A 25,508-nucleotide genomic window follows, 5' to 3' on the forward strand; every position below is an offset into this window, starting at 1 on the left:
GTGTCGTTGCCCGCCTCGCCGAGCGCGCTGATCGCGTTGCCCAGGCCGGAATAGATCGTGTCGTTGCCGCTGCCGCCATAGGCCACGTCGGTGCCCTGATCGGCCCAGATCAGGTCGTTCCCGGCGCCGCCGACGAGCGTGTCGTTGCCGGCTCCGCCGATCAGCGTGTCGTTGTCATCGCCGCCGTCGAGCAGGTCGTTGCCGCGCCCGCCATCGATATAGTCATCACCGGTGCCGCCATAGAGGCCGGCAAGATAGGTGCGCGTGCCGCCGCCGGCAAAGGAGGCATTTGCGACGGTGATGACGATGTTCGTGTCGTTCCCGTCGCCGCCATAGATGACATCGTTGCCGTCGAAGCCGTAGATGCCGTCGGTGCCATCTCCGCCTTCAAAGAAATCGTTTCCGGAAACTTCCGCTGATGTGGGCTGGCCACCGGCAGGAGGAGGGGCAAAGTCACCTCCTGCCAGAAGATCGTTGCCCTCGCCGCCGTAAAGATTATCGTCGAGTCTATCTCCGAAAGCGAGGTCGTTGCCATCGCCTCCATAGAGATTCCCGTACCCGTTATTGTTGTTTATAAAAATATAGTCATTGCCGCGCCCACCTTCGACGTAGTCGAACCCGACGATGTTCGACGCCAATGTGTCGTTGCCGTCGCCGCCGTAAAGGTAGTCGTACCCTACCGTCATCGAGTCGTCCCCGACGGTGCCGATGTAAGTGGCCATGGCAATGTCCCCTCATTCCTGGGCAGCTCGTGCCCTTGATCGTCGAGACGGTTCCCGGCGGGCGACATACCCGCTGAAATACGTCGCCGCGGCGATCTAGCCACAGTCGCCGGCTCCCGCCGTCATTCATTTGGAGGATGGCGAGACAGAAGCGGCCCCATCAGCCGGGCTGACGGGGGCGGGCCCGGGGAAGAGCAATCTGATGATCAGGCGAAGAACAGCGCGGCCTTGACCTCAGCGACGGTCAGCGCGGCATAGCCATGGACCTGGAAGGAATAGTAGCTCGAGCCCTGGGCGATGTAGCCGATCACGTCGGTGCCGTACTGGGTCAGGTAGACCGAGCCGCTATAGAGGCTCGGCAGGATGATGTAGTCCTGCACGCCGCCGGCCTTGAAGTCGGCGATGTAGTCGGCCTCGCCGCCGCGGACGTCGAAGCTCAGGTTGAAGTAATCCAGCCCGCCGACATTGTAGTCGCCGTAGAAGGTGTCGTTGCCGAGATAGCCGCCGAGCGCGTCGGAGCCGTTGCCGCCAAGCACGGTGTCGTTGCCGCCGCCTGAGAAGATCGTGTCATTGTCGGCTCCGCCGTCGATATAGTCGTTGCCGTTGCCGGTCGCGATCGTGTCGTTGCCGGCCTCGCCGAGCGCGCTGATCGCATCGGCGATCCCGGAATAGATCTTGTCGTTGCCGGCGCCACCATAGGCGATGTCGGTGCCCTGGTCGGCCCAGATCGTATCATTGCCGGCGCCGCCATAGAGTTTGTCGTTACCCTGCCCGCCGATCAGCGTGTCGTCGTTCTCGCCCCCGTCGAGAGAGTCATCGCCGCGCCCGCCGTCGAGATAATCGTTGCCCGTGCCGCCATAGAGGCCCGCCCTGATGGTCCAAAGGCCCACATTGACGTCGCGAGGGCCGTCTACGACATAGGCGTTGCTATCGTTCCCATCGCCTCCCAGAAGGGTATCGTTGCCATCGAGGCCATAGAGACCATCGATGCTAGCGCCTCCATCGAGATGATCCGCCCCCGTGGGTTTGGTTTGCACGATATTCCCGAGGTCGGCGTCAAGATAGCTGATCTCGCCGCCGAAGAGCAGATCGGAGCCATCATCGCCGGTAATCTGGTCGAAGACTGTGCCGCCATGGATCACGTCCGTACCGGCACCGCCATAGGCGTACATCTGACCGGCTCCGTGGTTGCCGATGAAGTCGTTTCCTTCGCCGCCATAAATGCTGGTCAGCGCCCTGCCCGTGAAAATCCGGTCATCGCCGTCGCGAGCATAGACCACGTTCTGAGTGGCCTCGAATGTATCGTCGTCGTCGGTTCCTAACTCGGACATTGCCGTACTCCCCTCCGCAGCGGGTCGGCTGTCGCTGCGCTGCCATGCGCTCGGCGCCGGCCCAGCAGCCATCATGGGCCGGGCACAATGTAGGCGCGTCCGTCAAATGAATGAGGCCTCCTTCAAATGAATGAGGCGACGAGCGCGCCGGACTGACCGCCTCCGGTCCATGCCGCTTGGTCCGCTATGCGAAGAACAGCCCCGCCTGAACCTCGGCGATGGTCAGCGCATTGGCGCTGTGCACCTGGAAGGAATAGTAGCTCGAGCCCTGAGCGATGTAGCCGATCACGTCATTGCCGTACTGCGTCAGGTAGACCGAGCCGCTATAGGCGCTCGGCAGGATGATATAGTCCTGCACGCCGCCCGCCTTGAAGTCGGCGATGTAGTCGGCGTCTCCGGCCCGGACATCGAAGCTCAGGTTGAAATAGTCGAGCCCGCCGACATTGTAGTCTCCGTAGAAGATATCGTTGCCGAGATAGCCGGCGAGCGAGTCCGAGCCATTGCCGCCGAGCACGGTGTCATTGCCGGCGCCTGCGAAGATGACGTCATTGTCGGCTCCGCCATCGATATAGTCGTTGCCGCTGCCGGTCGCGATCGTGTCGTTGCCGGCTTCTCCGAGCGCGCTGATCGTGTTGCCGAGGCCTGAATAGATCGTGTCGTTGCCGGTGCCGCCATAGGCGATGTCGAGCCCGTCATCGGCCAGGATCAGGTCGTTGCCGGCGCCGCCGAGCAGCGTGTCGTTGCCTTCCCCGCCGACGAGCCTGTCGCTGTCCGCGCCGCCATCGAGATAATCGGCACCCTCGCCGCCCTCGAGGATGTCATTGCCGTCGCCGCCATAGATGGTGTCGCCGCCTCCTCCCCCATAGAGCGTATCGCCGTCGCCATCGCCGAAGATGAGGTCGCGCCCCAATCCGCCATCGATGAAATCGCCGCCGGCGCCGCCATAGAGGCCGATGTCGTTGCGCAACGTGCCGTAGACAACGGCGCTGCCGCTATCGTCGTCGTCGCCGCCATAGATCCGGTCGGCCCCCGCCCCGCCATAGATGAGATCGCGCCCAACCCCGCCATAGAGCTGGTCGCCGTCTCCCTGGCCGTCGATATAATCGTTGTCGTCGCCGCCTTCGATATAGTCGAAGCCGTTGCCTCCGTTCAGGGCGTCGCTGTCGCCTCCGCCATAGATCTTGTCGGTGCCATCGCCGCCGATGATGGCGTCCATGCCGTCATCGCCATAGAGTTCCGACAGACCGTACAGATTTCCGGGCCGCGTGATGTGATCATGGCCGTTGCCGCCATAAACGACGACGGCTCCTGTATAGTTTGCCGTGATCGTATCGTTGCCATCCAGGCCGTAAAATATGTCGTCGTAAGTCCTGCCGTTCAACGTGTCGTCGCCATTGGTCCCCACGTAAGTTACCATCATAAGCTCCCGTCGGATTCGGTTTATTCGTTTGAATCGCCGCCTGGAGCCTAGAGGCGGCCCCGCTCTGCCGCGTCCTTCATATGAACGAGGGCCGATATTTGCGCTGGATCGCAGCGTCCCCGGGGAGTCAGGGCCGGCTGCAGGCGCTCGTGGATAGCGGATCTTGCGAGCGGCGAACGAGCGCGACGAAGCGTGGCAAGAACGACATCCCGGCCGCCCCCGCGCGATAGCGGCGGCCGGCTATGCGGTGCGACGGTTCAGAGCGGCTTCAGACCGGCCTCGATCTGCGCCCGCTTCGGCTCCAGGAAGGGCGGCAGCGCCAGTTTCTCGCCCATCGTCTCCGCCGGCTCGTCGCTGGCGAAGCCCGGCCCGTCGCTGGCGATCTCGATCAGGATGCCGTTCGGCTCGCGCATGTAGAGCGAGCGGAAATAGAACCGGTCGATCGGGCCGCTATTGGGATAGCCGGCCTCGCGCAGGCGTTCGGCCCAGGCGTCGTATTGCTCGAAGGTCGGCGTGCGCAGGGCCAGATGGTGCACGCCGCCCGCCCCTTCCCGCGCCTGCGGCAGGTCGGGCTCGACCGCGACATGGAGTTCCGCCGCCGGGCCGCCTTCCCCCATGCTGAAGACATGGATGTCACCGGTCGCGTGCGCCGCGTCGCGATAATCGCTCCCGCGCTCGAGACCGAGCAGCTTTGTCAGCACGACCTCGGTGCGATCCAGCTTCGGCACCGAGATGGTGACCGGGCCGAGACCGCGGATCTGGTGCTCGGCAGGGACCGGGCTCTTCTCCCAGACGACGAAGGGGATCTCGCCACCGTCGGCGATGAGCGTCAGGCGCTGGCCCTCGGGATCCTCGAAATCGATGGCCGGGCGGCCATTGATGCTGCGGATTTCCGAGACCGCGACGCCGGCAGCGCCCAGCCGCTCGCGCCACCATTGCAGCGAAGCCTCACCGGCGACACGCAGGGCCGTGCGGGTGATGGAATGGGTGCCGCGCTTTGCCGGCGCGGCCGGCCAGTCGAAGAAGGTCAGGTCGGTGCCGGGCGAGCCTGCGCCGTCCGCATAAAACAGATGATAGGCCGAGGTGTCGTCCTGGTTCACGGTCTTCTTGACCATGCGCATGCCCAGCGTCTCGACATAGAAGCGCCGGTTCTGCGGCGCATTGGCCGAAATCGCCGTGACGTGGTGGATGCCGGTGAGTTTCATCGCTGACCCCGTGATCATGCCGGCCACTGCGGCCCGCTTCCCGGCTGAGATAGCGAAGGGCCGGCGCAATCCCAACCCTTCTCACCCAAGGTCATTCTTGCACAAATGCAATGAACGATCGCGTGTGCCTCACCTATGGCTTGGGCGTTGCGGGCGGCGCGGATTGCGCCGGGGCCGAGTTCTTGTCGCCCGGCGATGGCGGAGTGGTGCAGTCCTGCGGCTTCTTCTCGCAATCATAGACCATGGTCGGCGCCGCCGATTGGCCGGCCTGGCCGGCCGAGGGCAGGATCATGTTCTGGCCCTTGTCGACCTGGGAGGGATGGGTCGTGACCGGACCGGTCCCGGAATTGGCAGCCGGCTTGTCGGCCGGCGCCGGGGTGGTCTGGGCCGGCGCCGAGGTCGAGAGCGCGAAGCCGGCCGCGAGCGCGAGCAGGGTCATGGATGCGAGGCGGGGCATGGGCTTGTCCTGTCGGTTGGCCCAGCGATCCCGTCGGGCGCCGCCTGGGCAGGAGAATCCGTTCATTGAGGAACGGGCTCCCGTCGGGGAAGTTCCCTGCGCCGCGGCTCAGCCCGTCGCCAGGAAGCGCCGGCTCGCCCCCTCCAGCACGAGGCAGGTCAGGACGCCGCTCTCCCAGGCCTTGGTGTCGATACCGATGCGGTTGCTCCGGATTTCCGGCACGGGTGCGGGCGTATGGCCATGCACCACGACCATGCCGAAATCGGCATCGCTGCCAAGGAACTCGTCGCGGATCCAGAGCATGTCGTCCTCGCTCTGTTGTTCGAGCGCCACGCCGGGGCGCAGCCCGGCATGGACGAAGAGATAGTCGCCGCAATGCCAATACAGGCTGGTGCCCCTGATGAAGCCGACATGGGCCGGCGGGATCGCGGCGACGACCCGCCGGCCGGCTTCAGTCAGCGTCACCCCGCGCAGGCTTTCCGGCTCGATCCCGTAGGAGGCCAGAGCCTCCAGCCCGCCAACCATGCACCAGTGCTGCAATGCGCGCGGCCCGGCCAGCGCGTCGAGGAGGAGCGCGTCATGATTGCCGCGGAGCGTGACGAGCTCGCGCTCGCGGCCGCGCGCGATCAGGTGATCGATCACGCCGCTGGAATCGGGGCCCCTGTCGATATAATCGCCGAGCATGACCTCGACGACGCGCAGGCCTGCGGCCGAGCGCGCGTCGTCATCGATCAGCGCCTCGAGCTCGCGCAGCAGGTCGAGGCGGCCGTGCACGTCGCCCACCGCATAGATGCGGATGCCGTCCGGCACCGCCGGCGCGCGACCGGCCAGCGGCATGATCTCGGAGCTGTCGGCCATGGTCCATCGCAGCCCGGTTACGGGACGCCTTTTCTCGCGCTGTCATCGCCAAGCGGCAAGGCGCTACTGCGCCGCGGCATGGCGGCCGGGCTTCGCCTTGAGCTTGAGTTCGGTCAGTTCCTCGCGCTCGCGCGGCGTGTTGCGCATGAGCTGGTCCTTGCCCGGCTGGTACTGCACCGGCTGCGGGACATCGACGCCGTACCAGGCGGCGGCCCGCAGGACGAAGGAGGGATCGGCGAGGTGCGGGCGGCCGAGCGCGACGAGGTCGGCCCGGCCGGAGGCGACGATGGTGTTGACCTGATCGGCAGTCGTGATGTTGCCGACGCACATGGTCGCGACCCGCGCCTCGTTGCGTATGCGGTCCGAGTAAGGCGTCTGGAACATGCGGCCATAGATCGGCCGGCTGTCCATGACCGTCTGCCCGGTCGAGACGTCGACGAGGTCGCAGCCCTCCTGCGCGAAGGCGGCGGCGATGGCGACCGAATCCTCCGGCGACAGCCCGCCCTCCTTCCAGTCGGTGGCGGAGATGCGCACCGAGATCGGCTTCTCGCGCGGCCAGGCCTCGCGCAGCGCCCGAAAGACCTCGAGCGGATAGCGCAGCCGGTTCTCGACGGAGCCGCCATATTCGTCGCTGCGCCGATTGGTCAGCGGCGAAAGGAAGCTCGCCAGCAGATAACCATGGGCGCAGTGCAGTTCGAGCATGTCGAAGCCGGCGCGCTCGCCACGCCCGGCCGCGGCGACGAATTCGTCGCGGACGCGGTCCATGTCGGCGCGGGTCATCTCGCGCGGAACCTGGCTTTCGGGATAATAGGGCAATGGCGAGGCCGAGATGATCGGCCAGGCGCCGTCGTCGAGCGGCCGGTCCATGCCGTCCCACATCAGCTTCGTCGCGCCCTTGCGGCCGGCATGGCCGAGCTGCAGGCAGAACTTCGCCGCCGAGTTAGCGTGGACGAAATCGACGATGCGGGTCCAGGCCGCTTCCTGCACATCGGTATAAAGGCCGGTGCAGCCCGACGTGATGCGGGCATCGGCCGCGACGCAGGTCATCTCGGTGAAGACCAGGCCGGGGCCGCCAATGGCACGCGAGCCGTAATGCATCAGGTGCCAGTCGGTCGGCATGCCCTCCTGCGCCGAGTACTGGCACATCGGCGAGAGCACCATGCGGTTCTCGATCTGCATCTCGCGCAGGCGGAACGGCTGGAAGGCCGGCGGCAGGGGCAAGCCATCCTTGCGCAGCCGGGCATCGGGGCCGAGCTCGGCGGCGACGAGCCGGTCGAGCGCCGCGACGAAGCCGGGAGCGCGCAAGGCGAGGTTGTCATAGGTGATCGCCTTCGAGCGCGTCATCAGCCCGAAGGCGAAGCGCAACGGATCGAAACCCCAGAAGCGGCCGAGCTGCTCGAACCAGACCAGCGAGACGTCGGCCGCGTGCTGGGTCTTCTCGACCTCCTCGCGCCGCGTGCGCTCGAACAGCGCCAGCGCCTGCGCGACATCGAGCTTCGCCGCCCCGAAGGCGCGATGCAGCGCGATCGCGTCCTCCATCGCGAGCTTGGTCCCGGAGCCGATCGAGAAATGCGCGGTCGCCTTGGCATCGCCGATCAGCACGACATTCTCCGAGACCCAGCGCTCGCAGCGGATCATCGGGAAACTGCGCCAGAGCGAGCGGTTGGTGACCAGCCTGTGGCCCTGCAGCTCCTCGGCAAAGACCTCTTCGAGGAAGGCGGCGGAGGCGGCCTCGTCCATCTCTGCGAGCCCGGCTTTGGCGAAGGTCTCGGGATCGGTCTCGAGCACCCAGGTCGAGCGGCCCGCCTCGTACTGGTAGCAATGGGCGATGAAAAGCCCGTGATCGGTTTCCTTGAAGAAGAAGGTGAAGGCGTCGAAGGGCCGGGTCGAGCCCATCCAGGTGAACTTGTTCGGCCGGAGATCGACCTGCGGCCTGAAGCGCTCGCGCCAGCCCTCGCGAATCGCGCTGTTGATGCCGTCAGCGGCGACGACGAGGTCGAAATCCCGCTTCAGCGTCTCGATGCCGGCGACCTCCTCGCCGAATTTCAGCGTCACGCCGAGCTGCCGGCAGCGCTCCTGCACGAGCATCAGCAGCGAGCGGCGCGAGCAGCCGCAAAAACCGTTGCCCGGGATGCGATGGACCGTGTCCTTGAAGCGGATCTCGATATCGTCCCAATAGGCGAAATTATCGACGATCGCGCCATAACTCGCGGGATCGGCGGCCTTGAAGGTGTCGAGCGTCTGGTCGGAAAAGACGACGCCGAAGCCGAAGGTGTCGTCAGGCTGGTTGCGCTCGAAGACGGTGACGTCGAGCTCCGGCCAGTCGCGCTTCATCAGCAGGGCGAAATAGAGCCCGGCAGGCCCGCCGCCAACGACCGCGATGCGCATCATCCATCCTCCCCGGCTGCACGAATATTATTTTAAGTCTGAAATATTTTTTCCTCAAGGGGATTTGCGGAGCGATCCGCACGAGACCCGCTTTTGGCGGATTACCAAGTAATTAATGCTCATAATTGCCTCGTATCGGAGCCTTCTTGCCTCGACTCGACCGCGCTTGCAAATTGCTTCAGACCTAAAATATATTGACCTCAAGCGGGAGGCGGGTTGGCATGGATCTCACGGGACGGCATGCTCTGGTGACCGGCGGCGGGCGTGGCATCGGCCGCGCGGTCGCAGCAGTGCTGAAGACTGCCGGCGCCCGCGTCTCGATCATCGGCCGGAACGCGGCGAGCCTGCAAGCCGCCGTCTCCGACGACGCGGCCGACGCCTTCGCGACGGCCGATGTCGCCGACGAGGCGGCGCTGTCTGCCGCCATGCAGGAGCTCTCGGCGGACCAGCCCTTCGACATCGTCGTCGCCAATGCCGGCGGCGTCGAGACCGGTCCGTTCATGCGCAGCGATGCCGCGCGCTTCCGGCGCATGCTCGAGCTGAACCTGATCGGCACGGTCAACGCCTTCCACGCCGCCCTGCCCGGCATGAGCGAACGAGGCCAGGGCCGGCTGATCGCCATCGCCTCGACCGCGGGCCATCGCGGCTATCCTTATGTCTCGGCCTATGCCGCCGCCAAGCACGCGGTCATTGGCCTGGTGCGCTCGCTCGCGCTGGAGACAGCCCGCACCGGCGTAACCGTGAACGCGGTCTGCCCAGGCTATACCGATACCGACATGGTCGCCGATAGCCTCGCGGCGATCACGGCCAAGACCGGCAGGCCGGGCGAGCAGGCGCTGGCGGAACTGGTCAAGGCCAATCCGCAGGGCCGGCTGATCGCGCCCGAAGAGGTCGCCGCGGCGGTGCTCTATCTCTGCGGCCCGGCCAGCGGCGCGATCACGGGCCAGTCGATCCTGATCAATGGCGGGGAGTTCTAGCGCGATGGAAACGCCCTCCCCCAGCCTCGTCCTCGACCGCGAGACCAAGGCGAGCGAACGGCCCGGCGACCACAAGGACGAGCTCAGGCTCTGGCTCAGGCTGCTGACCTGCTCGACCCTGATCGAGACCGAGATCCGCAACCGCCTGCGCGAGGAGTTCAAGACGACGCTGCCGCGCTTCGACCTGATGGCGCAGCTCGAGAAATCGACCACCGGCATGACCGTCGGCGAGGTCTCGCAACGGCTGATGGTCTCGAACGGCAACGTCACGGCGGTGGTGGCCGGGCTGCTGGCGGACGGGCTGGTCGACAAGCGCCCGGCGGCGCAGGACCGGCGCGTGCAGGTGCTGACGCTGACCGCGCTGGGCCGCAAGAGCTTCAAGGCGATGGCGGAGCGGCACGAGGGCTGGATCGCCGAGCTCTTCGCCGGGCTCGACCAGCCCGAGATCGTCCAGCTCTTCCGCCTGCTCGGCCAGACCAAATCCTCATTGCATCAAGCGATCAAGCGCCGCGCCGACGACGCGGCCGGCCGTGGAGAGACCGCATGAGCATCGCCAACGCCACATCGCTGCCGCTCGCGAGCTTCCGACCGGAGCATTTCGGCCTCACGGTCGCCGGCAAGGTCGCGACCGTGACGCTGAACCGACCTGAGAAAAAGAATCCGCTGACCTTCGCAAGCTACCGGGAACTCACAGATTTCTTCCTCGCCGCGCAGAAGGAGGAGGAGGTCAAGGCGATCGTGGTGACCGGTGCGGGCGGCAATTTCTCGTCGGGCGGCGACGTCTTCGAGATCATCGGGCCCCTGGTCGCGATGGAGACCAGGGACCTGCTGAAATTCACCCGCATGACCGGCGATCTGGTGAAAGCGATGCGCGGCTGCCCGCAGCCGGTGATCGCGGCGATCGACGGCGTCTGTGCCGGTGCGGGCGCGATCATGGCGATGGCCTCCGACCTCAGGTTCGGCACGGCGGAGACGAAGATCGCCTTCCTGTTCAACCGCGTCGGGCTTGCCGGCTGCGACATGGGCGCCTGCGCGATGCTGCCACGCATCATCGGCCAGGGCCGCGCCGCCGAGTTGCTCTATACCGGCCGCGCGCTCAAGGGCGAGGAGGCCGAGCGCTGGGGCTTCCTCAACCGGCTCGCCGCCAGGGACGCCGTGCTGGCCGAGGCCCAGGCGCTTGCCGCGGAACTGGCCGACGGACCGACCTTCGCCAATGCCATGACCAAGCGCATGCTCGAGATGGAATGGGCGATGTCGGTCGAGAGCGCGATCGAGGCCGAGGCGGTGGCGCAGGCGCTCTGCATGCAGACCGAGGATTTTTCGCGCGCCTATCATGCCTTCGCTGCCAAGCAGAAACCGGTCTTCGAGGGGAACTGAGATGATCGGCATTCTCGGCGATACGCTCGACTGGCCCTTCTTCGACGACCGCCATCGCGCCTTCGCCGCGGAGCTTTCGGCCTGGGCCGACGCGACCCTCCCCGGCCTGCCGCATGACGATGTCGATGCCGCCTGCCGGGCGCGGGTCAAGGCGTTGGGCGACGCGGGCTTCCTCAAGGCGGTCGTGCCGGCAGCCCATGGCGGGCTCACCGACACCCTCGACGTGCGCACGCTCTGCCTCGCCCGCGAGATCCTCGGCAGCCGAGACGGGCTCGCCGATTTCGCCTTCGCCATGCAAGGGCTCGGCACAGGGGCAATCAGCCTTGCCGGTTCCGAGGCGATGAAGACCCGGATCCTGCCCGGCGTGAGGGATGGCAAGCGCATCGCCGCCTTCGCGCTGTCGGAGAAGGAGGCGGGCTCCGACGTCGCAGCGATTGCGACCACGGCGAAGCCCGACGGCAACAGCCATATCCGCATCGACGGCGAGAAGACCTGGATCTCGAATGGCGGCATCGCCGACCACTACGTCGTCTTCGCCCGGACCGGCGAGGCGCCGGGTGCGCGCGGCCTCACCGCCTTCCTGGTCGAGGCCGACACGCCGGGCTTGAGCATCACCGAGCGCATCGACGTGATCGCGCCGCACCCGCTGGCGACCTTGCGTTTCGATGCCTGCCGCATCCCGGTCGAGAACCGGATCGGCGGCCCGGGCGACGGCTTCAAGGTGGCGATGGCGACGCTCGACGTCTTCCGTTCGACGGTCGGCGCCGCCGCGCTCGGCTTCGCCCGGCGGGCGCTGTTCGAGACGGTCGCGCATGCCAATGGCCGAAAGCTCTTCGGCGGCACGCTCGGCGATCTCCAGCTCTCGCAGGCGGCGATCGCCGACAGCGCGGCCGAGGTCGATGCCGCCGCGCTGCTGGTCTACCGCGCCGCCTGGACCAAGGATCGCGGCGCGGCCCGCGTCACACGCGAGGCGGCTTTGGCCAAGCTGGTCGCGACGGAGAACGCCCAGCGCGTGATCGACCGCGCCGTGCAGATCCATGGCGGGCTCGGCGTCACCCGCGGCGTCAAGGTCGAGGAGCTCTATCGCGAGATCAGGGCGCTCAGGATCTATGAGGGCGCCAGCGAGGTGCAGAAGGTCGTGATCGCGCGCGACCTGCTGAAATCACAGGGCAAAAAGCCAGGGGAATGAGATGAGCACCGCGGACTTCGTGCGGTCGGGACATCAAGACGGCTTCGCGCGGGAAAACCTGCCGCCGCGTGCAAGCTGGCCCGATCTGCGGCTGGCGGAAGCCGGGCTGAACTATCCGGATCGACTGAACGTCGTCAGCGAGCTGCTGGACAAGCATATCGCGCAGGGACGCGGCACGCGCCCGGCGGTCGTCGCCGACGCCGCCGGCTGGAGCTATACCGAGCTCGCCGAGCGGGTGAACCGCATCGCCAATGTGCTGGTGCGCGATCTTGGCCTCGTGCCGGGAAACCGCGTGCTGCTGCGCGCCGCCAATACGCCGATGATGGTCGCCGCCTATCTCGCCGTGCTCAAGGCCGGCGGCGTCGCCGTCGCGACCATGCCGATGCTGCGCGCGGGCGAGCTGGCCTATCCGATCCGCAAGGCAAAAGTCTCGCTGGCGCTCTGCGACCACCGCATCGTCGGCGATCTCGAAAGCGCGCAGGCGCAGGCCCCGGAACTCCGGCGCATCGTCACCTGGGGCGGCGGCGGGCCCGGTGATCTCGACGCGCTGATGGCCCAGCCGGGCTACGAAGATTTCGCGGCTGCCGACACCGCCCGCGACGATGTCTGCCTGATCGGCTTCACCTCCGGCACCACCGGCGAGCCCAAAGGCACGATGCATTTCCACCAGGACCTGCTCGCCATTTGCGACAGCTATGGCGCGCGGGTGCTGAAGGCGTCGCCAGAGGACCGTTTCATCGGCTCGCCGCCGCTCGCCTTCACCTTCGGGCTCGGCGGGCTCGTGCTGTTCCCGATGCGGATCGGCGCGGCGATGGTGCTGCCCGACAAGGTCGCACCGCCCGATCTCGTGGCCGCGATCGAGCGGCACAAGGCGAGCGTCTGCTTCACCGCGCCGACCGCCTATCGCGCCATGCTCGACAAGCTGGAGGGTCGCGACATTTCCTCGCTACGGATCTGCGTCTCGGCCGGCGAGACGCTGCCGAAAGCGACCTTCGAGGCCTGGCAGGCCCAGACCGGCCTGCCGCTGATGGACGGCATCGGCGCGACCGAGATGCTGCATATCTTCATCGGCGCGCCGCGCGAGGCGATCCGGCCGGGCTCGACCGGGCTGCCGGTGCCGGGCTACGAGGCCAGGATCGTCGACGAGGCCGGGGTGGAGCTGCCGGACGGCATAGCGGGCCGGCTCGCGGTGCGCGGCCCGACCGGCTGCCGCTACCTCGCCGATCCGCGCCAGGCCAAATATGTCGAAGACGGCTGGAACATCACCGGCGACACCTATCTGCGCGATCCGGACGGCTATTTCTGGTACCAGGCCCGCTCCGACGACATGATCATCTCCGCGGGCTACAACATCGCCGGCCCCGAGGTCGAAGCCTGCCTGCTGACGCATCCGGCCGTGGCCGAATGCGGCGTCGTCGGCGCGCCCTGCCCGGAGCGCGGACAGATCGTCAAGGCCTATGTCGTGCTGCGCGAGGGCGTCGTGCAGGATGCGAGCCTGATCAAGGGCTTGCAGGAGCATGTCAAGGCGACCATCGCGCCCTATAAATATCCCCGCGCCATCGAGATCGTCGCGGCCTTGCCGAAGACGCCGACCGGCAAGCTGCAGCGCTTCGCCTTGCGCCAGATGGCGCGCGGCGAGGCCTGACATTCCACGAAGAACGGGCCGAACGGCCGGAGGCATCCCATGTCGAACGATCCAGCGTCACGCGCGATCCTGCCCGAGGGCTGGCCGGTGCCGCGCGGCTATGCCAACGGCATGGCCGCGCAGGGGCGCGTGCTGGTGACAGGCGGCCTCGTCGGCTGGGATGCGCAAGGCGTGTTCGCCGAGGGCTTCATCGGCCAGCTCCGCCAGACGCTGCTCAACGTCAAGGCGGTGGTCGAGGCCGGCGGAGGGCGTGTCGAGGATATCGTGCGGCTGACCTGGTACGTCACCGATATCGCGACCTATCGCGCGAGCCTGAAGGAGATGGGGCCCGTCTATCGCGAGGTGATAGGGCGCCATTTTCCGGCCATGGCCGTGGTCGCGGTCACGGCGCTGGTCGAGCCGCAGGCGCTCGTCGAGATCGAGGCGACGGCGGTGGTTTCGGGGTGACCAGGCTGCGTTAGATTCCCGCGCCATCCTTCAGCGCGGCGGAGGGATGCTTGCGCCAGAGATGGGCGTGCAGCGCCCTGAGCGAGGGCCGCAGCGCGATGTCGCCGAGCGCCAGCGCGCCCGAGAGATCGACCCGGCCCGTCAGCGCGAAGGCGGCCGCGAAGAGCCCGGCCGTGCTGAGCACGCGCCAGCTCACCGCGCTCCACCAGAGCCGCCGCTCGGGCGTGCCGCGCCGGCCGACGAGGCGGATCGCGCCGCGCCGGGCGCGGGCGAGCGCGCCGTCGTCGGCTTCCGGCAGGTCGCGGCCGGGCCGTGCCTCGGCCGCGACGAAGCCGAAGGCGACGGTCTCGTTGCTGATGCGGTCGACCAGGATGAAGCCGCCGAGCTCGCGGCTGTCGTCATAGGGCAGCGCGACCAGCGGCCGGTCGAAGCGCAGGCTCACCAGCCCGATGCCGTTCATCCGCAGGCTTTGCGCGGGCACGGGCCTGAAGCCCTCGATATCGATGCTGTGATGCAGCGTCTCGATCGTGGCATTGACGGCCTGGGTGCCGAGCTTGAGGGCGAACTGGCCGCCTTCCAGCATGGCGCGCTCGCCCGTCCAGAGCAGGCGGGCCTTGAAGTCGCGGCGGACCGGAAGCGGCTCTGCCGCGGCAACGATGATGTCGCCGCGGGAGACGTCGATGTCGTCGTCCAGCGTGAGGGTGACAGCCTGCCCCGCCGCGGCATTGCTGGCGTCGCCCGAGGCCGTGATCAGTCGGGCGACCGTACTGCCGCGCCCGGAGGGGAGCGCCGTCACCGCATCGCCGACGCGGGCGCGACCGCGCGCGAGCGTGCCGGCATAGCCGCGGAAATCGAGATCGGGCCGGTTGACCCATTGCACCGGCAGGACGAAGCCGGCCTCGTCGCGGCTCGCCTGCGCGACGACGACCGCTTCCAGCAGCGGCAGCAGCGCCGGGCCGTCATGCCAGGCCATGGCGGCGGAGGGACGCATGACGTTCTCGCCGTCGCGCGCCGAGACCGGGATGATCTGGATCGACGAAAAGCCGAGGCCCTTCACCGCCTCGCGATACTCGGCCGCGATGCGGTCGAAGACCGCTTCGTCATAGCCGACGAGATCCATCTTGTTGATCGCGACGACGACATGGCGGACGCCGACCAGCGAAACGATGAAGGAATGGCGCCGCGTCTGCGGCAGCAGCCCCTTGCGGGCGTCGATCAGGATGATGGCGAGATCGGCGGTCGAGGCGCCCGTCGCCATGTTGCGGGTGTATTGCTCGTGGCCGGGCGTGTCGGCGACGATGAAGCTGCGATTGTCGGTGGCGAAATAGCGATAGGCGACATCGATGGTGATGCCCTGTTCGCGTTCGGCCGAGAGCCCGTCGACCAGGAGCGCGAAATCGGGCGCGGCGCCTTGCGTACCGAACTTGCGGGAATCGCTGTCGAGCGCGCTGAGCTGGTCCTCGAAAACCGCGCCGGCCTCGTAGAGCATCCGGCCGATCAGGGTCGACTTGCCGTCGTCGACCGAGCCGCAGGTGATGAAGCGCAGCAGCGAATGCTGGCCGGTCTCGGTGAAACCGGCGGAATCATTGGCCGGCTGCGGGGCAGCAGTGCCCGGGCGTTTCTTTTCGGCGAGGACGGCCATCAGAAATAGCCTTCCTGCTTCTTCTGCTCCATCGAGCCGGCGCCGTCATGGTCGATGACGCGGCCCTGCCGCTCGGAGGCACGCGAGGATCGCATCTCGGCAATGATGTCGGTGAGGTTCGCCGCCTCGCTCTCGACCGCGCCAGTCAGCGGGTAGCAGCCGAGCGTGCGGAAGCGCACCATCCGGGTCTCGACGACCTCGCCCGGCTGGAGCGCCATGCGCTCGTCGTCACGCATGATCCAGGCGCCGTCGCGACGCACGACCGGGCGCGGCGCGGCGAAATAGAGCGGCACGACGGGGATGTTCTCGAGCGCGATATAGTCCCAGACGTCGCGTTCGGTCCAATTGGAGAGCGGAAACACGCGAAAGCTCTCGCCCTTGTGCTTGCGGGTGTTGAAGAGCTGCCAGGGCTCGGGGCGCTGGTTCTTCGGGTCCCAGCGGTGCTCGGCGCTGCGCAGCGAGAAGATGCGCTCCTTGGCGCGGCTCTTCTCCTCGTCGCGCCTGGCGCCGCCGAAGGCGGCATCGAACTTGTGGAGGTCGAGCGCCTGTTTCAGCCCCTGCGTCTTCATCACGTCGGTATGGACGCGCGAGCCCGAGGCAAAGGGTCCGATCCCGGCCCTGACGCCGTCCTGGTTGACATGGACGATGAGGTCGAGCCCGAGCCGCGCGGCCGTCTCGTCCCGGAAGGCGATCATCTCGCGGAACTTCCAGGTCGTGTCGACATGGAGCAGCGGGAAAGGCGGCCTGGCCGGCCAGAACGCCTTCATCGCCAGATGCAGCAGAACAGCGGAATCCTTGCCGATCGAATAGAGCAGGACCGGCTTGTCGCAGGTCGCGACGACCTCGCGGATGATGAAGATCGCCTCGGCTTCGAGCTTCTGGAGGTGGCTGAGCTGGATCATCGGGTATGCCTCCGCCGGCGCGAGCGCCTTGGCAGGCACGAGCTTGCCATCCGCACCGACATGCAGGCCGCATTCCTTGGCGGCGTCGTCCTCCCACCACCAGCGCCCGGCCCGCTCCGGCTCGCCGGGCGCGATGGCGCGGGTGCAGGGCTGGCAGCCGATCGAGACGAAGCCCTTGTCATGCAACGGGTTGAGAGGGATTTCTTCAGCCTCGGCGAAGGCCAGGGCCGCCTCACGCGTCCAGTCGAGCAGCGGATTGAACTTGACGAGCCCGCGCTGCGGATCGGCCTCGGCCAGCGCGACGCCGCCGCGCGCGCTCGACTGGTCGGCGCGCAGGCCGGTGATCCAGATATCGGCCCCGGCCAGCGCGCGGCCTAGCGGCTCGACCTTGCGGATCTCGCAGCAGCTCTTGCGGGCGTCGCGCGAGCCGTAGAAGCCGTTGATGCCGTTCTGGCGGACGAAAAGCTCGATCGCCTCATGACGCGGGTAGAACGGGCGAATGACGAGGCCGTAGCGCCGTTCGGTTTCTTCCCAGAGCGCATAGACCTCCGGAAACAGCCGGCCGGTGTCGAGCGTCACGATCTCGATCGGGAGCCGCGCCGTCGCGATGAAATGGGTGAGGACCTGGTCTTCGAGGCCAAAACTGGTGGTGAAGACGATCCGGCCCTGAACCGTCTGGCACAGCCCGGCAATGCGCTGCGCCACGCCGGTTCCGCCGAACGCGGCCGCAAGATTGGCCGCCCGTTCGTGCACGGCGGTCTCGTGCGCAGCGTCCTCTGCAGGGCGGCGGGGCGGGACGGGCCGTCGCCGGTCGATGGGCAGTTCGGTCATGGTGCCGACCATTCGATCTGTTCTGTAAATCGAACGATTGAGCTATACCCGAACGGCTGAAGGATCAATTCACGGCCGGTAGTGTGGTTTTTCTTATTTCACAAACTCTGGAGAAGAACCTTCCGGCACTGCACAAAAATCAGCCTCATCCGCAATGCGGTTGCGCACCAGCGCTCCAGAATGGCTCGCCCTCGCCTAACCTGGGGACATCGCGCCGGTCCGCGTCCTGAAGATCGACCGGCAGCGGCACGATGCTTTGCCACCAGCCATGAGCACATTCGGAGCGGAACGCCATCTGGTCGCTCAGGCTGGTGCCGACGCGCAGGAAGCCGGCCTCCAGCCCGTCCAGCGCGAGGCGGATCGCGGCTTGCGTCTCGGGCGTGCTGCCGCGCGCATCGGCGCAGAAGGCCGCCGTGAAGGCCGCGACGTCCCGCGCGAGCTCCGGATAGGCACCGGCGTCGAGGCTCCAGGCATTCATCCATTCGCGCGCGACCAGGGCCGCGGCCTCGTCGAGCGGCCGAGCGGCGACCCTGCCGGCGGTCGTGCGCATATGGCGCATCAGCTCGGCACGGGCGTGGAGATGGCGCGCCGCGATCGCCGCTTCCTTCATGCGCCTGATCGCGGCCTGCGCCTCGGCCAGCATCTCGTCGACCGGATGGGTCATGGTCCTGCGATCCTCAGGGCAAGCGGGCGAGCGCATCGATCATGCGCGCGAACAGCTTTTCGGCATCGACCTCGCTGACGACGAAGGCGTTCGCGGAGCGCTTGGTCCTGCCGTTCCAGTCGATGGTCGAGCGGCCGCGGACATTGCCGGCAAGCTCGATCCCGACATGGCAGTGGCGGCCCTTGAACAGCTCGGGCCAGAGCAGCCAGGCGATGACGCAAGGGTCGTGCATCGGGTGGGCGGCGGTGCCGAGCCCGCCTGGGCGCGGGCGCGTCAGCATGCCGTGGACGGCCCGCCCGCTGCGGGTGTCGAGCGCCTTCAGCCGCGCCATGGCCTCGGCAGGCGCGAGAGCCTGATGCGTGACGTGCAGGCCGAACAATGTGGTCCGGATGCCGGCCGAGAGGACGACCGCGGCGGCATGCGGATCGACATAGAAGTTGAACTCGGCCGCCGGCGTCATGTTGCCGAGCCCCATCGCTCCGCCCATGATGACGATCTCGCGCAGCTTCGGGGCGAGTTCCGGGGCGAGCCGCAAGGCCATCGCGACATTGGAGAGCGGACCGAGCGCGCAGAGCGTGATGCCCGCATCGGGCGCCGCGCGCAGGATATCGACGATAGCCTGCACGGCGTGCCCCGGCGCGGCCGAGGAGGCCGGCGGCGGCAGCCCTGCCCCGCTCAGCCCGTCCGGCCCCGAGACGAATTCCGCCGTCTCCAGCGCCTCCAGCATCGGTTGCGCCATGCCGGCCTGGACGGGCACGTCGGCGCGTCCGGCGAGGTCGCGGATGCGCAGGGCGTTGGCGGTGGTCAGATCGAGCCCGACATTGCCGGCGACCGTGCTGATCAGCCGGATGTCGAGCGCCTCCGGCTGCGCGAAGGCGAGCAGCAGCGCGACGGCGTCGTCCTGTCCCGGATCGGTGTCGATGATGATGGGTCGCGCCGTCATCTCAGGCCGCCTGCGCCGGGGCGGACATGATCATGTGGCTGATATCGTCCGGCGAGAGGCCGTCGATCGGCAGGTCGTGCAGCTTGCGGCCGCTCTTCAGGATGGCGACGCGGCTCGCCAGCGCGACGACATCGCGCATGTTGTGGCTGATCAGGATGACGGTGCGGCCCTCGGCCTTGAGATGGCGCACGAGATCGAGCACCTGCGCCGTTTCCTTGACGCCGAGCGCGGCGGTCGGCTCGTCCATGATGATGATTTCGGCATTCCAGCGCAGCGCGCGCGAGATCGCGACCGCCTGGCGCTGGCCACCGGACAGGCGCTCGACCGGCCGGGTCATGTCGTCGATCTGCACGGAGAGCCGACGCAGATAGCCCCTCGCCTCCTGCGCCATCCGCGCCTTGTCGAGCACGCGCAGGAAGGGCAGCCCGAGCGAGCGCGTCAGCTCGGCCCCCATGAAGACATTGGCGGCGATCGAGAGGCGCGGCGCCAGCGCCAGCTCCTGATAGATCGTCGCCACGCCCTGCTCGAGCGCATCATGCGGCGAACTGAACGAAACCTCCTTGCCGCGCAGGCGAATGGTGCCGGCGGTGGGTGTCTCGGCGCCGGACATGATCTTGATCAGGGTCGATTTTCCGGCGCCGTTGTCGCCGCAGATCGCCAGCACCTCGCCGGCATGGACGTCGAGGTCGATGCCGCTCAGGGCGCGGACCGCGCCGTAATTCTTGCCGACCGAGCGCATCGCGAAGATGGGCTCGGGGGCAGCCTTGTCCGTCATCAGCATGCGCTCCGGCAAGGCAGGCCGGTCGATCGCGACCGGCCCGCTCTCGCCCGCTATTTCAGGAAGTCCTTGACGTTGTTCTTGTCGACGACGACGGCGTCCATGAACAGATAGGGGCCGGTCGTGATCGCGCTCGCCGGCTGCTTCTTCACCGCGATCGCCTCGACCGCCTCGACCGCCTTCACACCCATCTCCTCGAAAGGAACCGTGACGGTGGCGAGGAACGTGCTCTCGGGATCGGCGATGCGGCGATAGGTCTCGACGCCGCCATCGACCGAGACCAGCGGAATCTCGCCCTTCTTGACGCCCTGCGCCCTGAGCAGGTCGTCGATGATATAGGCCTGTCCGTCGAAGGAGGCCCAGATCCCGTTGATCTTGCCCTGATTGCGCAGCAGCAGAGCCTGGACGCCGCTGCGCACGTCGTCGCGCCAGCTCTGGGTGCGCGCCATGCCGTGCTTGCCGACCTCCTTCACCGCCGTGTTCTCGGAGAGCACGACATCGAGCACCTTGCCGCGAATGCGCGAGGCGATGTTGCCGTCGAAGCGGACCGACAGGATGTTGCCGGTGTAACCCATCTGGCCGAGCAGATAGAGCGCCGCATCGGCGCCGACCTTGTATTCGTTGGTCTGGATGTCGAACAGCGAGTACGGCCCCGCGCCCGACTGGACGGTGATGACCGGGATGCCCTTGTCCTTCGCCGCCTTGAACTGGGCATCGGCCTCCACCGGCTTGCCCATCGCGACGATGATGGCGTCGACCTTCTTGGCGATCAGCGCCTCGAACTGCTCGGCATGCTTGGGCAGCGCGCCCTCCGAGTTCAGCAGAGTGACGTTCCAGCCCTTGACCTTGGCGGCGGCTGCGGCCGCGTTGGCGACGCGGGCATGGGTCTCCGAAGTGAACTGGAAGCCGATGACACCGAGCTCGAACGCCATGGCGCTGCTGGCGCCCAGCACCAGCGCAAGGCAACTCGCCGCGACTGTCTTCAGGAGTTTCATGACCGTTCCCTCTTCCAGGCCGGGTGGTCGAGCACCGGGCCGCATTGAACTCATCAAACCTTGGAATTCGTCAAACCTCGGAATTCATCAAACCTTGAAGGCCACCTTTTTCACCACGCTGGCCGAGAAGGCGACGGAGCCGATGATGATGGCACCCAAAACGATATCCTGCACGTAATAGGGCGCGCCCATCAGCACGAGGCCGTTGCCGAGAACCTTCAGCACGAGCGCGGCGAAGACCGTGCCGAGGACGTTCGGCTTGCCCGGCTCGAACATCGTCATGCCGAGCAGCACGGCGGCGATGGCGTAGAGGAAATAATCGCCGGCCATGTTCGGCGCCGCCGAGGACAGGTTCGCCGCCAGCAGCACGGCGGTGATCGAGGCGAAGATGCCGGCCAGCAGCAGGCCCAGCCGCTTCATCCGCATGGTCGCGATACCGGCGAGCCGCGCCGCCTCGTCGGCCTCACCCGTGGCCGCCATATGGGCGCCTGTGCGGGTCCATTTCAGCAAGACATACGAGAAGCCGGTGGCCGCGAGCAGGAACCAGATCAGGTTGGGCACGCCCAGCGTATTGCCGCGCGCCAGCCCGGTGAAACCGACAGGCCAGCGCCCGACGAATCCAACGCCCTGCGTGATCATGAAGGCGAAGCCCTTGGCGATCGCCGCCGTGCCGAGCGTCACGATCAGCGACGGCACCTTCAGCACCGTGACGCCGAAACCGTTGAACGCGCCCAGCCCCGCACCGACGGCGAGCGCCGCCAAGACCGCGAGCGCCGGATCATGGCCGGCCTGGATGGTCCAGCCGGCAGCGACCGCGGCGAGGCTCGCGACCTCGGCAATCGACAAGTCGAGCTCGGCGATGGTCAGCGCCAGCGCGAAGCCCAGCGCCAGGATGGCGAGAAAACTCGTATCCTTGGCGATGTTCAAAAGGTTGCCGGCATCGGCGAAATTTGGCGCGAAAAGGAGAAAGAACGCGATCAGCGCCAGCCCGGCCAGCGCAGTGCCATGGCGCTCGACGATGGCGCGCATCTAGGCCCCCACCCGCGAAGGGGGAGGAAGAAGCGGCCGGTTCGAGGCAGGTCGAGGCTGGAGCGGGGCGGTCGGACGATCGGGCATCATGTCTGAACGGGAGCGGCGGGCGTTTCATCCGGACCGGTCCGAAGCCAGGCCGCATGCAACGCCGCAAAGCCTAGTGCGCGTCCGCGGCTAAGGCGAGCCGCGGCAAGAGCTTGCCGGCAGATTCTCCACGTCAAATCGCAAGAATGCGCGCAAGATCTGGCCGCCCGTCACGAGGGCGGATCATCGCGCCAGCCCGCGAGCCGCCGGCTGATCGGCGCGAGGGCCTGCTCCGCTTGGCGAAAGAGCGCGAAGAGCCGGTCGTAGCGGGCGCGCCGCTTGGCGTCCGGCCGATAGGTCCGCGTGTTGCCGACGAGCGCCTCCTGCGCCACTGCCAGGTCGGCGAAGCGGCCGAGCGCGGTCCAGGCGACGATCGCCGCGCCGAGCAGGCCGTGCTCCTCGCCCTCGACCACCACGATCGGCCGCTCGAGAATATCCGCCTTCACCTGGCACCAATGCGGGTTGGCGGCCCCGCCGCCGCCGAAACGGATCTCGGCGACCGCCTCGCCTGCCGCCGCCTCGGCCCGCTCCAGCACGACGCGGTTGAGGAAGCCGACACCCTCCATGACTGCCCAGGCCAGATCGACGGCGCCGTGGCGCCGGTTGAGCCCGACCAGGGCGCCGCGCAGCGAAGCGTCCCAATAGGGAACCCGCTCCCCCTGGAGATAGGGCAGGAACAGCACGGGGTCAGTGTCGCGCGGCTCCGTCAGGATGCGGTCGAACTCGGCTTGCGTCCGGGCCGGGTCGCCATTCTGGCGCGCGAGCAGATCGAGCAGCCAGACGAGCGTGTCGGCGCCGGTCTGGCTCGGGCCGCCGAGCTGGATCAGGCGGCTGCCCCACTCCACCGTGAGCAGACCCTCGGCCCGGACCGTCTTCGTGCTGACGAGACCCAGGACCTCCGTCGTGCCCGAGAGATTGTAGCCGTAGCCGGGCCGCATCGCGCCGAGCCCGACGACGCTGGCCCAGGTGTCGTTGGCCATGGCGATGACAGGCCGGCCCGCCAGCTTGCCGAGCGCGCCGGCGAGACCGGGCTGGACATGGCCCATCACGGAGACCGGCTCGTTCAGAGGCGGCAGCAGGCTCGCGGGCAGCCCGGCCGCATCGAACAGCGAGCGGCCTGCAGCGCCCGGAAGCACTGCGGCGGCCAGGCGCGCCAGGGAGACTCCGTCGCTGGCGACGACGCCGGTCAGCCGAAGATTGAGATAGTCCTTGGGGTCGAGGACATGGGCGGCCTCAGTGAGAATGGCAGGCTCGGCCTGTTTCAGCCACCAGAGCCGGGCGAGCGGATGGAAGGCGTTGAGCCCGTCCGCCTCGGGATGGTCTTGCGGGCAAAGCGCCACGAGCGAAGGCAGCGTGTCGCCTGCCCGGGTGTCGCGCCAGAGCAGCGCCGGCCTGAGCGCCCGCCCGGCGCGATCGACGAGGACCTGCGACCGGGTCAGCGCCGAGATCGCCACCGCCTCGACCTCGCCGAACAGGTCCGGATGCGACGCTGCCAGCGCCGCCGCGCCGTCATGCAGCGCCGCCCACCAGAGCGCGGGGTCGATCTCCGCCGCACCACCCTTCTCGACCGGCACCGGCATGACGATGACATGGCGGGCGCGGATGCGGCCGGCCTTGTCCACCAGCGCGGCACGGAAGCTGGTGCCGCCAAGATCGCAAGCGAGGATCATGCTCATCGCCGGCCGGCTCCGGCGCGCCGACCGACCGGCATGAAATCTGTCCGCATCGCCTTCCCCCGACTCGGCAATAGCTTCGCCTATAGCAGCGCGGCGGGGCGGCGCGGAACCAGCAGGTGCGTTCTCCAAGGCACGCCCCTTCTGACAGCAACGCGCGTCATTCCGGCCGGAGCGAAGCGGAGCGCCGGAATCCATCGTAGGGAACTGCGCTCTACGATGGATTCCGGAGCTGCGCCGCTACGCGGCTTGTCCGGAATGACGAGGTTCGACTTGATGAGCCATGACTACCCGCCCGCCGGCGCTGTGCCGTCGGCTAACCGCCAGAACAGGCGCACGCCGCCATCCGGTGCGGTCTCCAGGCCGGGGACGGCTGAGAGCAGACGGCGCGTATAGGCGTCCTGCGGCCGGTCGAAGATGGCGTCGCGGGTGCCTTCCTCGACGATCCGGCCCTCGTTCATGACGACGACGCGGTCGGCGACCTGCTCGACGACGCCGAGATCGTGGCTGATGAACAGGCAGGAGAAGCCGTGCTTGCGCTGGAGCTCGGCGAAGAGCTCGAGCACCTGGGCCCGCACGGTGACGTCGAGGGCCGAGACGGGCTCGTCGGCGATCACGAATTTCGGCCGGCGCACGATGGCGCGGGCGATGGCGATGCGCTGGCGCTGGCCGCCCGAGAGCTCGTGCGGGAAGCGGCTCGCAAAGCCGTCGGCGAGGCCGACCTCGGCCAGCACCTCCTGGACGCGTGCGCGCTTCTGCTCGCGCGTCATGCCGGGCACGAGCCGCAGCGGCTCGCCGACGAGGTCCTCGATGGTCATGCGCGGGTCGAGCGAGGAATACGGGTCCTGGAACACCATCTGGCAGTTCAGGCGATAATCCCAATAGGCGCTCTCGCTTCGATCGATCGGCTTGCCGTCGAAGCGGATCTCGCCGCCTGTCGGCTTGATCAGCCCGGCAATGGCGTGGCCGAGCGTGGTCTTGCCGGAGCCCGAGCCGCCGACCACCGCGACGACCTCGCCGGGCTGGACGTGGAGGCTGATGCCGTGGAGCGCGCGTTTGGCGGCCTCGCGGCGGAAGAAGCCCTGGCGGCCGCCATAGTCGACGACGAGGTCGCGCACCGAGACGATCGGCGTGCCGGCCGCCGGGACGCTGCGGGCCGGGCCGCGCTGCGGCATCGCGGCGAGCAGCTTGCGGGTATAGGGATGCTGCGGGCGGGCGAGCAGGTCCTGGGTCCGGCCCTGCTCGACCACGTCGCCCTGCTGCATGACGATGACGCGGTCGGAATAGCGCGCGATCATGCCGAGGTCGTGGCTGATCATCAGCACGGCGGTGTTGTTGGCCTTGGTCAGCTCGACCATCAGCTCGAGCACGTCGCGCTGCACGACGGCGTCGAGCGCCGTGGTCGGCTCGTCGGCGATCAGCAGGGCCGGCTTCAGCAGCATCACCGAGGCGAGCATGATGCGCTGGCGCATGCCGCCGGAGAACTGGTGCGGATAGGAGGTCAGCGCGCCGTCGGGATCGCGCAGGCCGACGCGCCTGAGCATGTCGAGGATCAGCGCCTTGCGCTCGCCCTTGTCGAGCTTGCGATGCAGCGCCAGGCCCTCGTCGAGCTGGCGCCCGATCAGCATCGAGGGGTTGAGCGAGGTCATCGGCTCCTGGAAGACCATGCCGACGCGCGAGCCGCGCATGGCGCGAAGCTGCTTGGGCGCCATGGTGGTGACTTCCTGGCCCTCGAACTGGATCGAGCCGGAGACCTGCCTGACCGCCGGCGGGATGAAGCCCATCAGGGCGCGCGCGGCAAGCGTCTTGCCGGATCCGGATTCGCCGACGATGCCGACGATCTCGCCCGGCGAGACCGAGAAGCTGACGCCATTGACGACGCGCTTGCCGGTGCGGCCGATCTCGAGCGTCAGGTCGTCGACGCGCAGAAGCGTTTCGGAGGACACCA

Annotated in this window: 22 protein-coding genes and 1 pseudogene; 6 read left to right on the plus strand and 17 right to left on the minus strand. The window is 67.7% G+C overall.

Features of this window, described 5'->3' with window-relative positions; translation table 11 throughout:
• From ACTIF2_RS22530 to ACTIF2_RS22560, 7 genes are all read right to left on the minus strand, one after another.
• Positions 1-722: calcium-binding protein (locus ACTIF2_RS22530; protein WP_439499363.1), on the minus strand; the 722-nt coding region annotated here is incomplete at its 3' end.
• 206 nt (positions 723-928) lie between these two features.
• Entirely contained in the window at positions 929-2,053 is a 1,125-nt protein-coding gene (locus tag ACTIF2_RS22535; RefSeq protein WP_439499364.1) for a calcium-binding protein, read from the minus strand.
• 184 nt (positions 2,054-2,237) lie between these two features.
• The gene (locus tag ACTIF2_RS22540) at positions 2,238-3,470 is read right to left on the minus strand and encodes a calcium-binding protein (protein WP_439499365.1); all 1,233 of its coding nucleotides are present in this window, start codon (positions 3,468-3,470) and stop codon (positions 2,238-2,240) included.
• A 260-nt stretch (positions 3,471-3,730) separates the two neighbouring features.
• Positions 3,731-4,678, minus strand: coding sequence for a ring-cleaving dioxygenase (locus ACTIF2_RS22545; RefSeq protein ID WP_439499366.1), 948 nt, complete (start codon positions 4,676-4,678; stop codon positions 3,731-3,733).
• A gap of 133 nt (positions 4,679-4,811) precedes the next feature.
• The gene (locus tag ACTIF2_RS22550; RefSeq protein ID WP_439499367.1) at positions 4,812-5,135 is read right to left on the minus strand and encodes a hypothetical protein; all 324 of its coding nucleotides are present in this window, start codon (positions 5,133-5,135) and stop codon (positions 4,812-4,814) included.
• Between the two features lie 108 nt (positions 5,136-5,243).
• Complete coding sequence (locus ACTIF2_RS22555; protein ID WP_439499368.1) at positions 5,244-5,993, minus strand: metallophosphoesterase; 750 nt, start codon at positions 5,991-5,993, stop codon at positions 5,244-5,246.
• Positions 5,994-6,056: 63 nt separating this feature from the next.
• Positions 6,057-8,381 carry a bifunctional salicylyl-CoA 5-hydroxylase/oxidoreductase gene (locus ACTIF2_RS22560; RefSeq protein ID WP_439499438.1) on the minus strand — a complete coding sequence of 775 codons (2,325 nt, stop codon included), beginning with the start codon at positions 8,379-8,381 and terminating at the stop codon, positions 6,057-6,059.
• Between the two features lie 221 nt (positions 8,382-8,602).
• Between ACTIF2_RS22560 and ACTIF2_RS22565 the strand changes: the two genes are divergently transcribed.
• From ACTIF2_RS22565 to ACTIF2_RS22590, 6 genes are read left to right on the plus strand one after another with little or no spacing between them, the layout of a single operon-like run.
• Positions 8,603-9,358 carry an SDR family NAD(P)-dependent oxidoreductase gene (locus tag ACTIF2_RS22565; protein WP_439499369.1) on the plus strand — a complete coding sequence of 252 codons (756 nt, stop codon included), beginning with the start codon at positions 8,603-8,605 and terminating at the stop codon, positions 9,356-9,358.
• A 4-nt stretch (positions 9,359-9,362) separates the two neighbouring features.
• Positions 9,363-9,905 carry a MarR family winged helix-turn-helix transcriptional regulator gene (locus ACTIF2_RS22570; protein WP_439499370.1) on the plus strand — a complete coding sequence of 181 codons (543 nt, stop codon included), beginning with the start codon at positions 9,363-9,365 and terminating at the stop codon, positions 9,903-9,905.
• On the plus strand, positions 9,902-10,735 hold the full coding sequence (locus ACTIF2_RS22575) for an enoyl-CoA hydratase family protein (protein ID WP_439499371.1): 834 nt from the start codon (positions 9,902-9,904) through the stop codon (positions 10,733-10,735). The genes ACTIF2_RS22570 and ACTIF2_RS22575 overlap by 4 nt, the downstream gene beginning before the upstream one ends.
• A gap of 1 nt (position 10,736) precedes the next feature.
• Positions 10,737-11,924: an acyl-CoA dehydrogenase family protein gene (locus tag ACTIF2_RS22580; RefSeq protein ID WP_439499372.1), complete on the plus strand. Its 1,188-nt coding sequence runs from the start codon at positions 10,737-10,739 to the stop codon at positions 11,922-11,924.
• A 1-nt stretch (position 11,925) separates the two neighbouring features.
• Positions 11,926-13,569, plus strand: a complete 1,644-nt coding sequence (locus ACTIF2_RS22585; RefSeq protein ID WP_439499373.1) for a benzoate-CoA ligase family protein — start codon at positions 11,926-11,928, stop codon at positions 13,567-13,569.
• Between the two features lie 39 nt (positions 13,570-13,608).
• On the plus strand, positions 13,609-14,016 hold the full coding sequence (locus tag ACTIF2_RS22590) for a RidA family protein (RefSeq protein WP_439499374.1): 408 nt from the start codon (positions 13,609-13,611) through the stop codon (positions 14,014-14,016).
• A 10-nt stretch (positions 14,017-14,026) separates the two neighbouring features.
• Here the strand turns inward: ACTIF2_RS22590 and cysN are convergent, their stop codons facing one another.
• From cysN to ACTIF2_RS22640, 10 genes and pseudogenes are all read right to left on the minus strand, one after another.
• A complete protein-coding gene (gene cysN / locus ACTIF2_RS22595; protein ID WP_439499375.1) occupies positions 14,027-15,658 on the minus strand; it encodes a sulfate adenylyltransferase subunit CysN in 1,632 nt (543 codons plus the stop codon).
• Positions 15,658-16,560, minus strand: coding sequence for a sulfate adenylyltransferase subunit CysD (gene cysD, locus ACTIF2_RS22600; RefSeq protein ID WP_439499439.1), 903 nt, complete (start codon positions 16,558-16,560; stop codon positions 15,658-15,660). Before cysD ends, cysN begins: the two co-directional genes overlap by 1 nt.
• Positions 16,561-16,626: 66 nt before the next feature.
• Positions 16,627-17,403, minus strand: a pseudogene (locus ACTIF2_RS22605) (phosphoadenylyl-sulfate reductase); the annotation flags it as partial.
• A gap of 133 nt (positions 17,404-17,536) precedes the next feature.
• On the minus strand, positions 17,537-18,055 hold the full coding sequence (locus tag ACTIF2_RS22610) for a hypothetical protein (protein ID WP_439499376.1): 519 nt from the start codon (positions 18,053-18,055) through the stop codon (positions 17,537-17,539).
• A gap of 13 nt (positions 18,056-18,068) precedes the next feature.
• Positions 18,069-18,998, minus strand: coding sequence for a nucleoside hydrolase (locus ACTIF2_RS22615; protein WP_439499377.1), 930 nt, complete (start codon positions 18,996-18,998; stop codon positions 18,069-18,071).
• Between the two features lies 1 nt (position 18,999).
• The gene (locus tag ACTIF2_RS22620) at positions 19,000-19,773 is read right to left on the minus strand and encodes an ATP-binding cassette domain-containing protein (RefSeq protein WP_439499378.1); all 774 of its coding nucleotides are present in this window, start codon (positions 19,771-19,773) and stop codon (positions 19,000-19,002) included.
• Positions 19,774-19,829: 56 nt separating this feature from the next.
• Complete coding sequence (locus ACTIF2_RS22625; RefSeq protein WP_439499379.1) at positions 19,830-20,771, minus strand: sugar ABC transporter substrate-binding protein; 942 nt, start codon at positions 20,769-20,771, stop codon at positions 19,830-19,832.
• 87 nt (positions 20,772-20,858) lie between these two features.
• A complete protein-coding gene (locus ACTIF2_RS22630) occupies positions 20,859-21,800 on the minus strand; it encodes an ABC transporter permease (protein ID WP_439499380.1) in 942 nt (313 codons plus the stop codon).
• Positions 21,801-22,057: 257 nt separating this feature from the next.
• Positions 22,058-23,563, minus strand: a complete 1,506-nt coding sequence (locus ACTIF2_RS22635; RefSeq protein ID WP_439499381.1) for a xylulokinase — start codon at positions 23,561-23,563, stop codon at positions 22,058-22,060.
• Positions 23,564-23,847: 284 nt separating this feature from the next.
• The gene (locus ACTIF2_RS22640; RefSeq protein ID WP_439499440.1) at positions 23,848-25,506 is read right to left on the minus strand and encodes an ABC transporter ATP-binding protein; all 1,659 of its coding nucleotides are present in this window, start codon (positions 25,504-25,506) and stop codon (positions 23,848-23,850) included.
• Between the last annotated feature and the right edge of the window lie 2 nt (positions 25,507-25,508).

The organism is Allobosea sp. (assembly GCF_051860145.1).
In the GTDB taxonomy this organism is placed as follows: Bacteria; Pseudomonadota; Alphaproteobacteria; order Rhizobiales; family Beijerinckiaceae; genus Allobosea.

Coding starts and splice junctions, on each gene's coding strand:
- cysN (WP_439499375.1), bottom strand. CDS start 15,658: ATGGCCGTCCTCGCCGAAAAGAAACGCCCGGGCACTGCTGCCCCGCAG.
- ACTIF2_RS22560 (WP_439499438.1), bottom strand. CDS start 8,381: ATGCGCATCGCGGTCGTTGGCGGCGGGCCTGCCGGGCTCTATTTCGCC.
- ACTIF2_RS22625 (WP_439499379.1), bottom strand. CDS start 20,771: ATGAAACTCCTGAAGACAGTCGCGGCGAGTTGCCTTGCGCTGGTGCTG.
- ACTIF2_RS22590 (WP_439499374.1), top strand. CDS start 13,609: ATGTCGAACGATCCAGCGTCACGCGCGATCCTGCCCGAGGGCTGGCCG.
- ACTIF2_RS22580 (WP_439499372.1), top strand. CDS start 10,737: ATGATCGGCATTCTCGGCGATACGCTCGACTGGCCCTTCTTCGACGAC.
- ACTIF2_RS22620 (WP_439499378.1), bottom strand. CDS start 19,773: ATGACGGACAAGGCTGCCCCCGAGCCCATCTTCGCGATGCGCTCGGTC.
- ACTIF2_RS22535 (WP_439499364.1), bottom strand. CDS start 2,053: ATGTCCGAGTTAGGAACCGACGACGACGATACATTCGAGGCCACTCAG.
- ACTIF2_RS22555 (WP_439499368.1), bottom strand. CDS start 5,993: ATGGCCGACAGCTCCGAGATCATGCCGCTGGCCGGTCGCGCGCCGGCG.
- ACTIF2_RS22615 (WP_439499377.1), bottom strand. CDS start 18,998: ATGACGGCGCGACCCATCATCATCGACACCGATCCGGGACAGGACGAC.
- ACTIF2_RS22610 (WP_439499376.1), bottom strand. CDS start 18,055: ATGACCCATCCGGTCGACGAGATGCTGGCCGAGGCGCAGGCCGCGATC.
- ACTIF2_RS22545 (WP_439499366.1), bottom strand. CDS start 4,678: ATGAAACTCACCGGCATCCACCACGTCACGGCGATTTCGGCCAATGCG.
- ACTIF2_RS22540 (WP_439499365.1), bottom strand. CDS start 3,470: ATGGTAACTTACGTGGGGACCAATGGCGACGACACGTTGAACGGCAGG.
- ACTIF2_RS22565 (WP_439499369.1), top strand. CDS start 8,603: ATGGATCTCACGGGACGGCATGCTCTGGTGACCGGCGGCGGGCGTGGC.
- ACTIF2_RS22585 (WP_439499373.1), top strand. CDS start 11,926: ATGAGCACCGCGGACTTCGTGCGGTCGGGACATCAAGACGGCTTCGCG.
- ACTIF2_RS22570 (WP_439499370.1), top strand. CDS start 9,363: ATGGAAACGCCCTCCCCCAGCCTCGTCCTCGACCGCGAGACCAAGGCG.
- ACTIF2_RS22550 (WP_439499367.1), bottom strand. CDS start 5,135: ATGCCCCGCCTCGCATCCATGACCCTGCTCGCGCTCGCGGCCGGCTTC.
- ACTIF2_RS22575 (WP_439499371.1), top strand. CDS start 9,902: ATGAGCATCGCCAACGCCACATCGCTGCCGCTCGCGAGCTTCCGACCG.
- ACTIF2_RS22635 (WP_439499381.1), bottom strand. CDS start 23,563: ATGAGCATGATCCTCGCTTGCGATCTTGGCGGCACCAGCTTCCGTGCC.
- cysD (WP_439499439.1), bottom strand. CDS start 16,560: ATGATCCAGCTCAGCCACCTCCAGAAGCTCGAAGCCGAGGCGATCTTC.
- ACTIF2_RS22630 (WP_439499380.1), bottom strand. CDS start 21,800: ATGCGCGCCATCGTCGAGCGCCATGGCACTGCGCTGGCCGGGCTGGCG.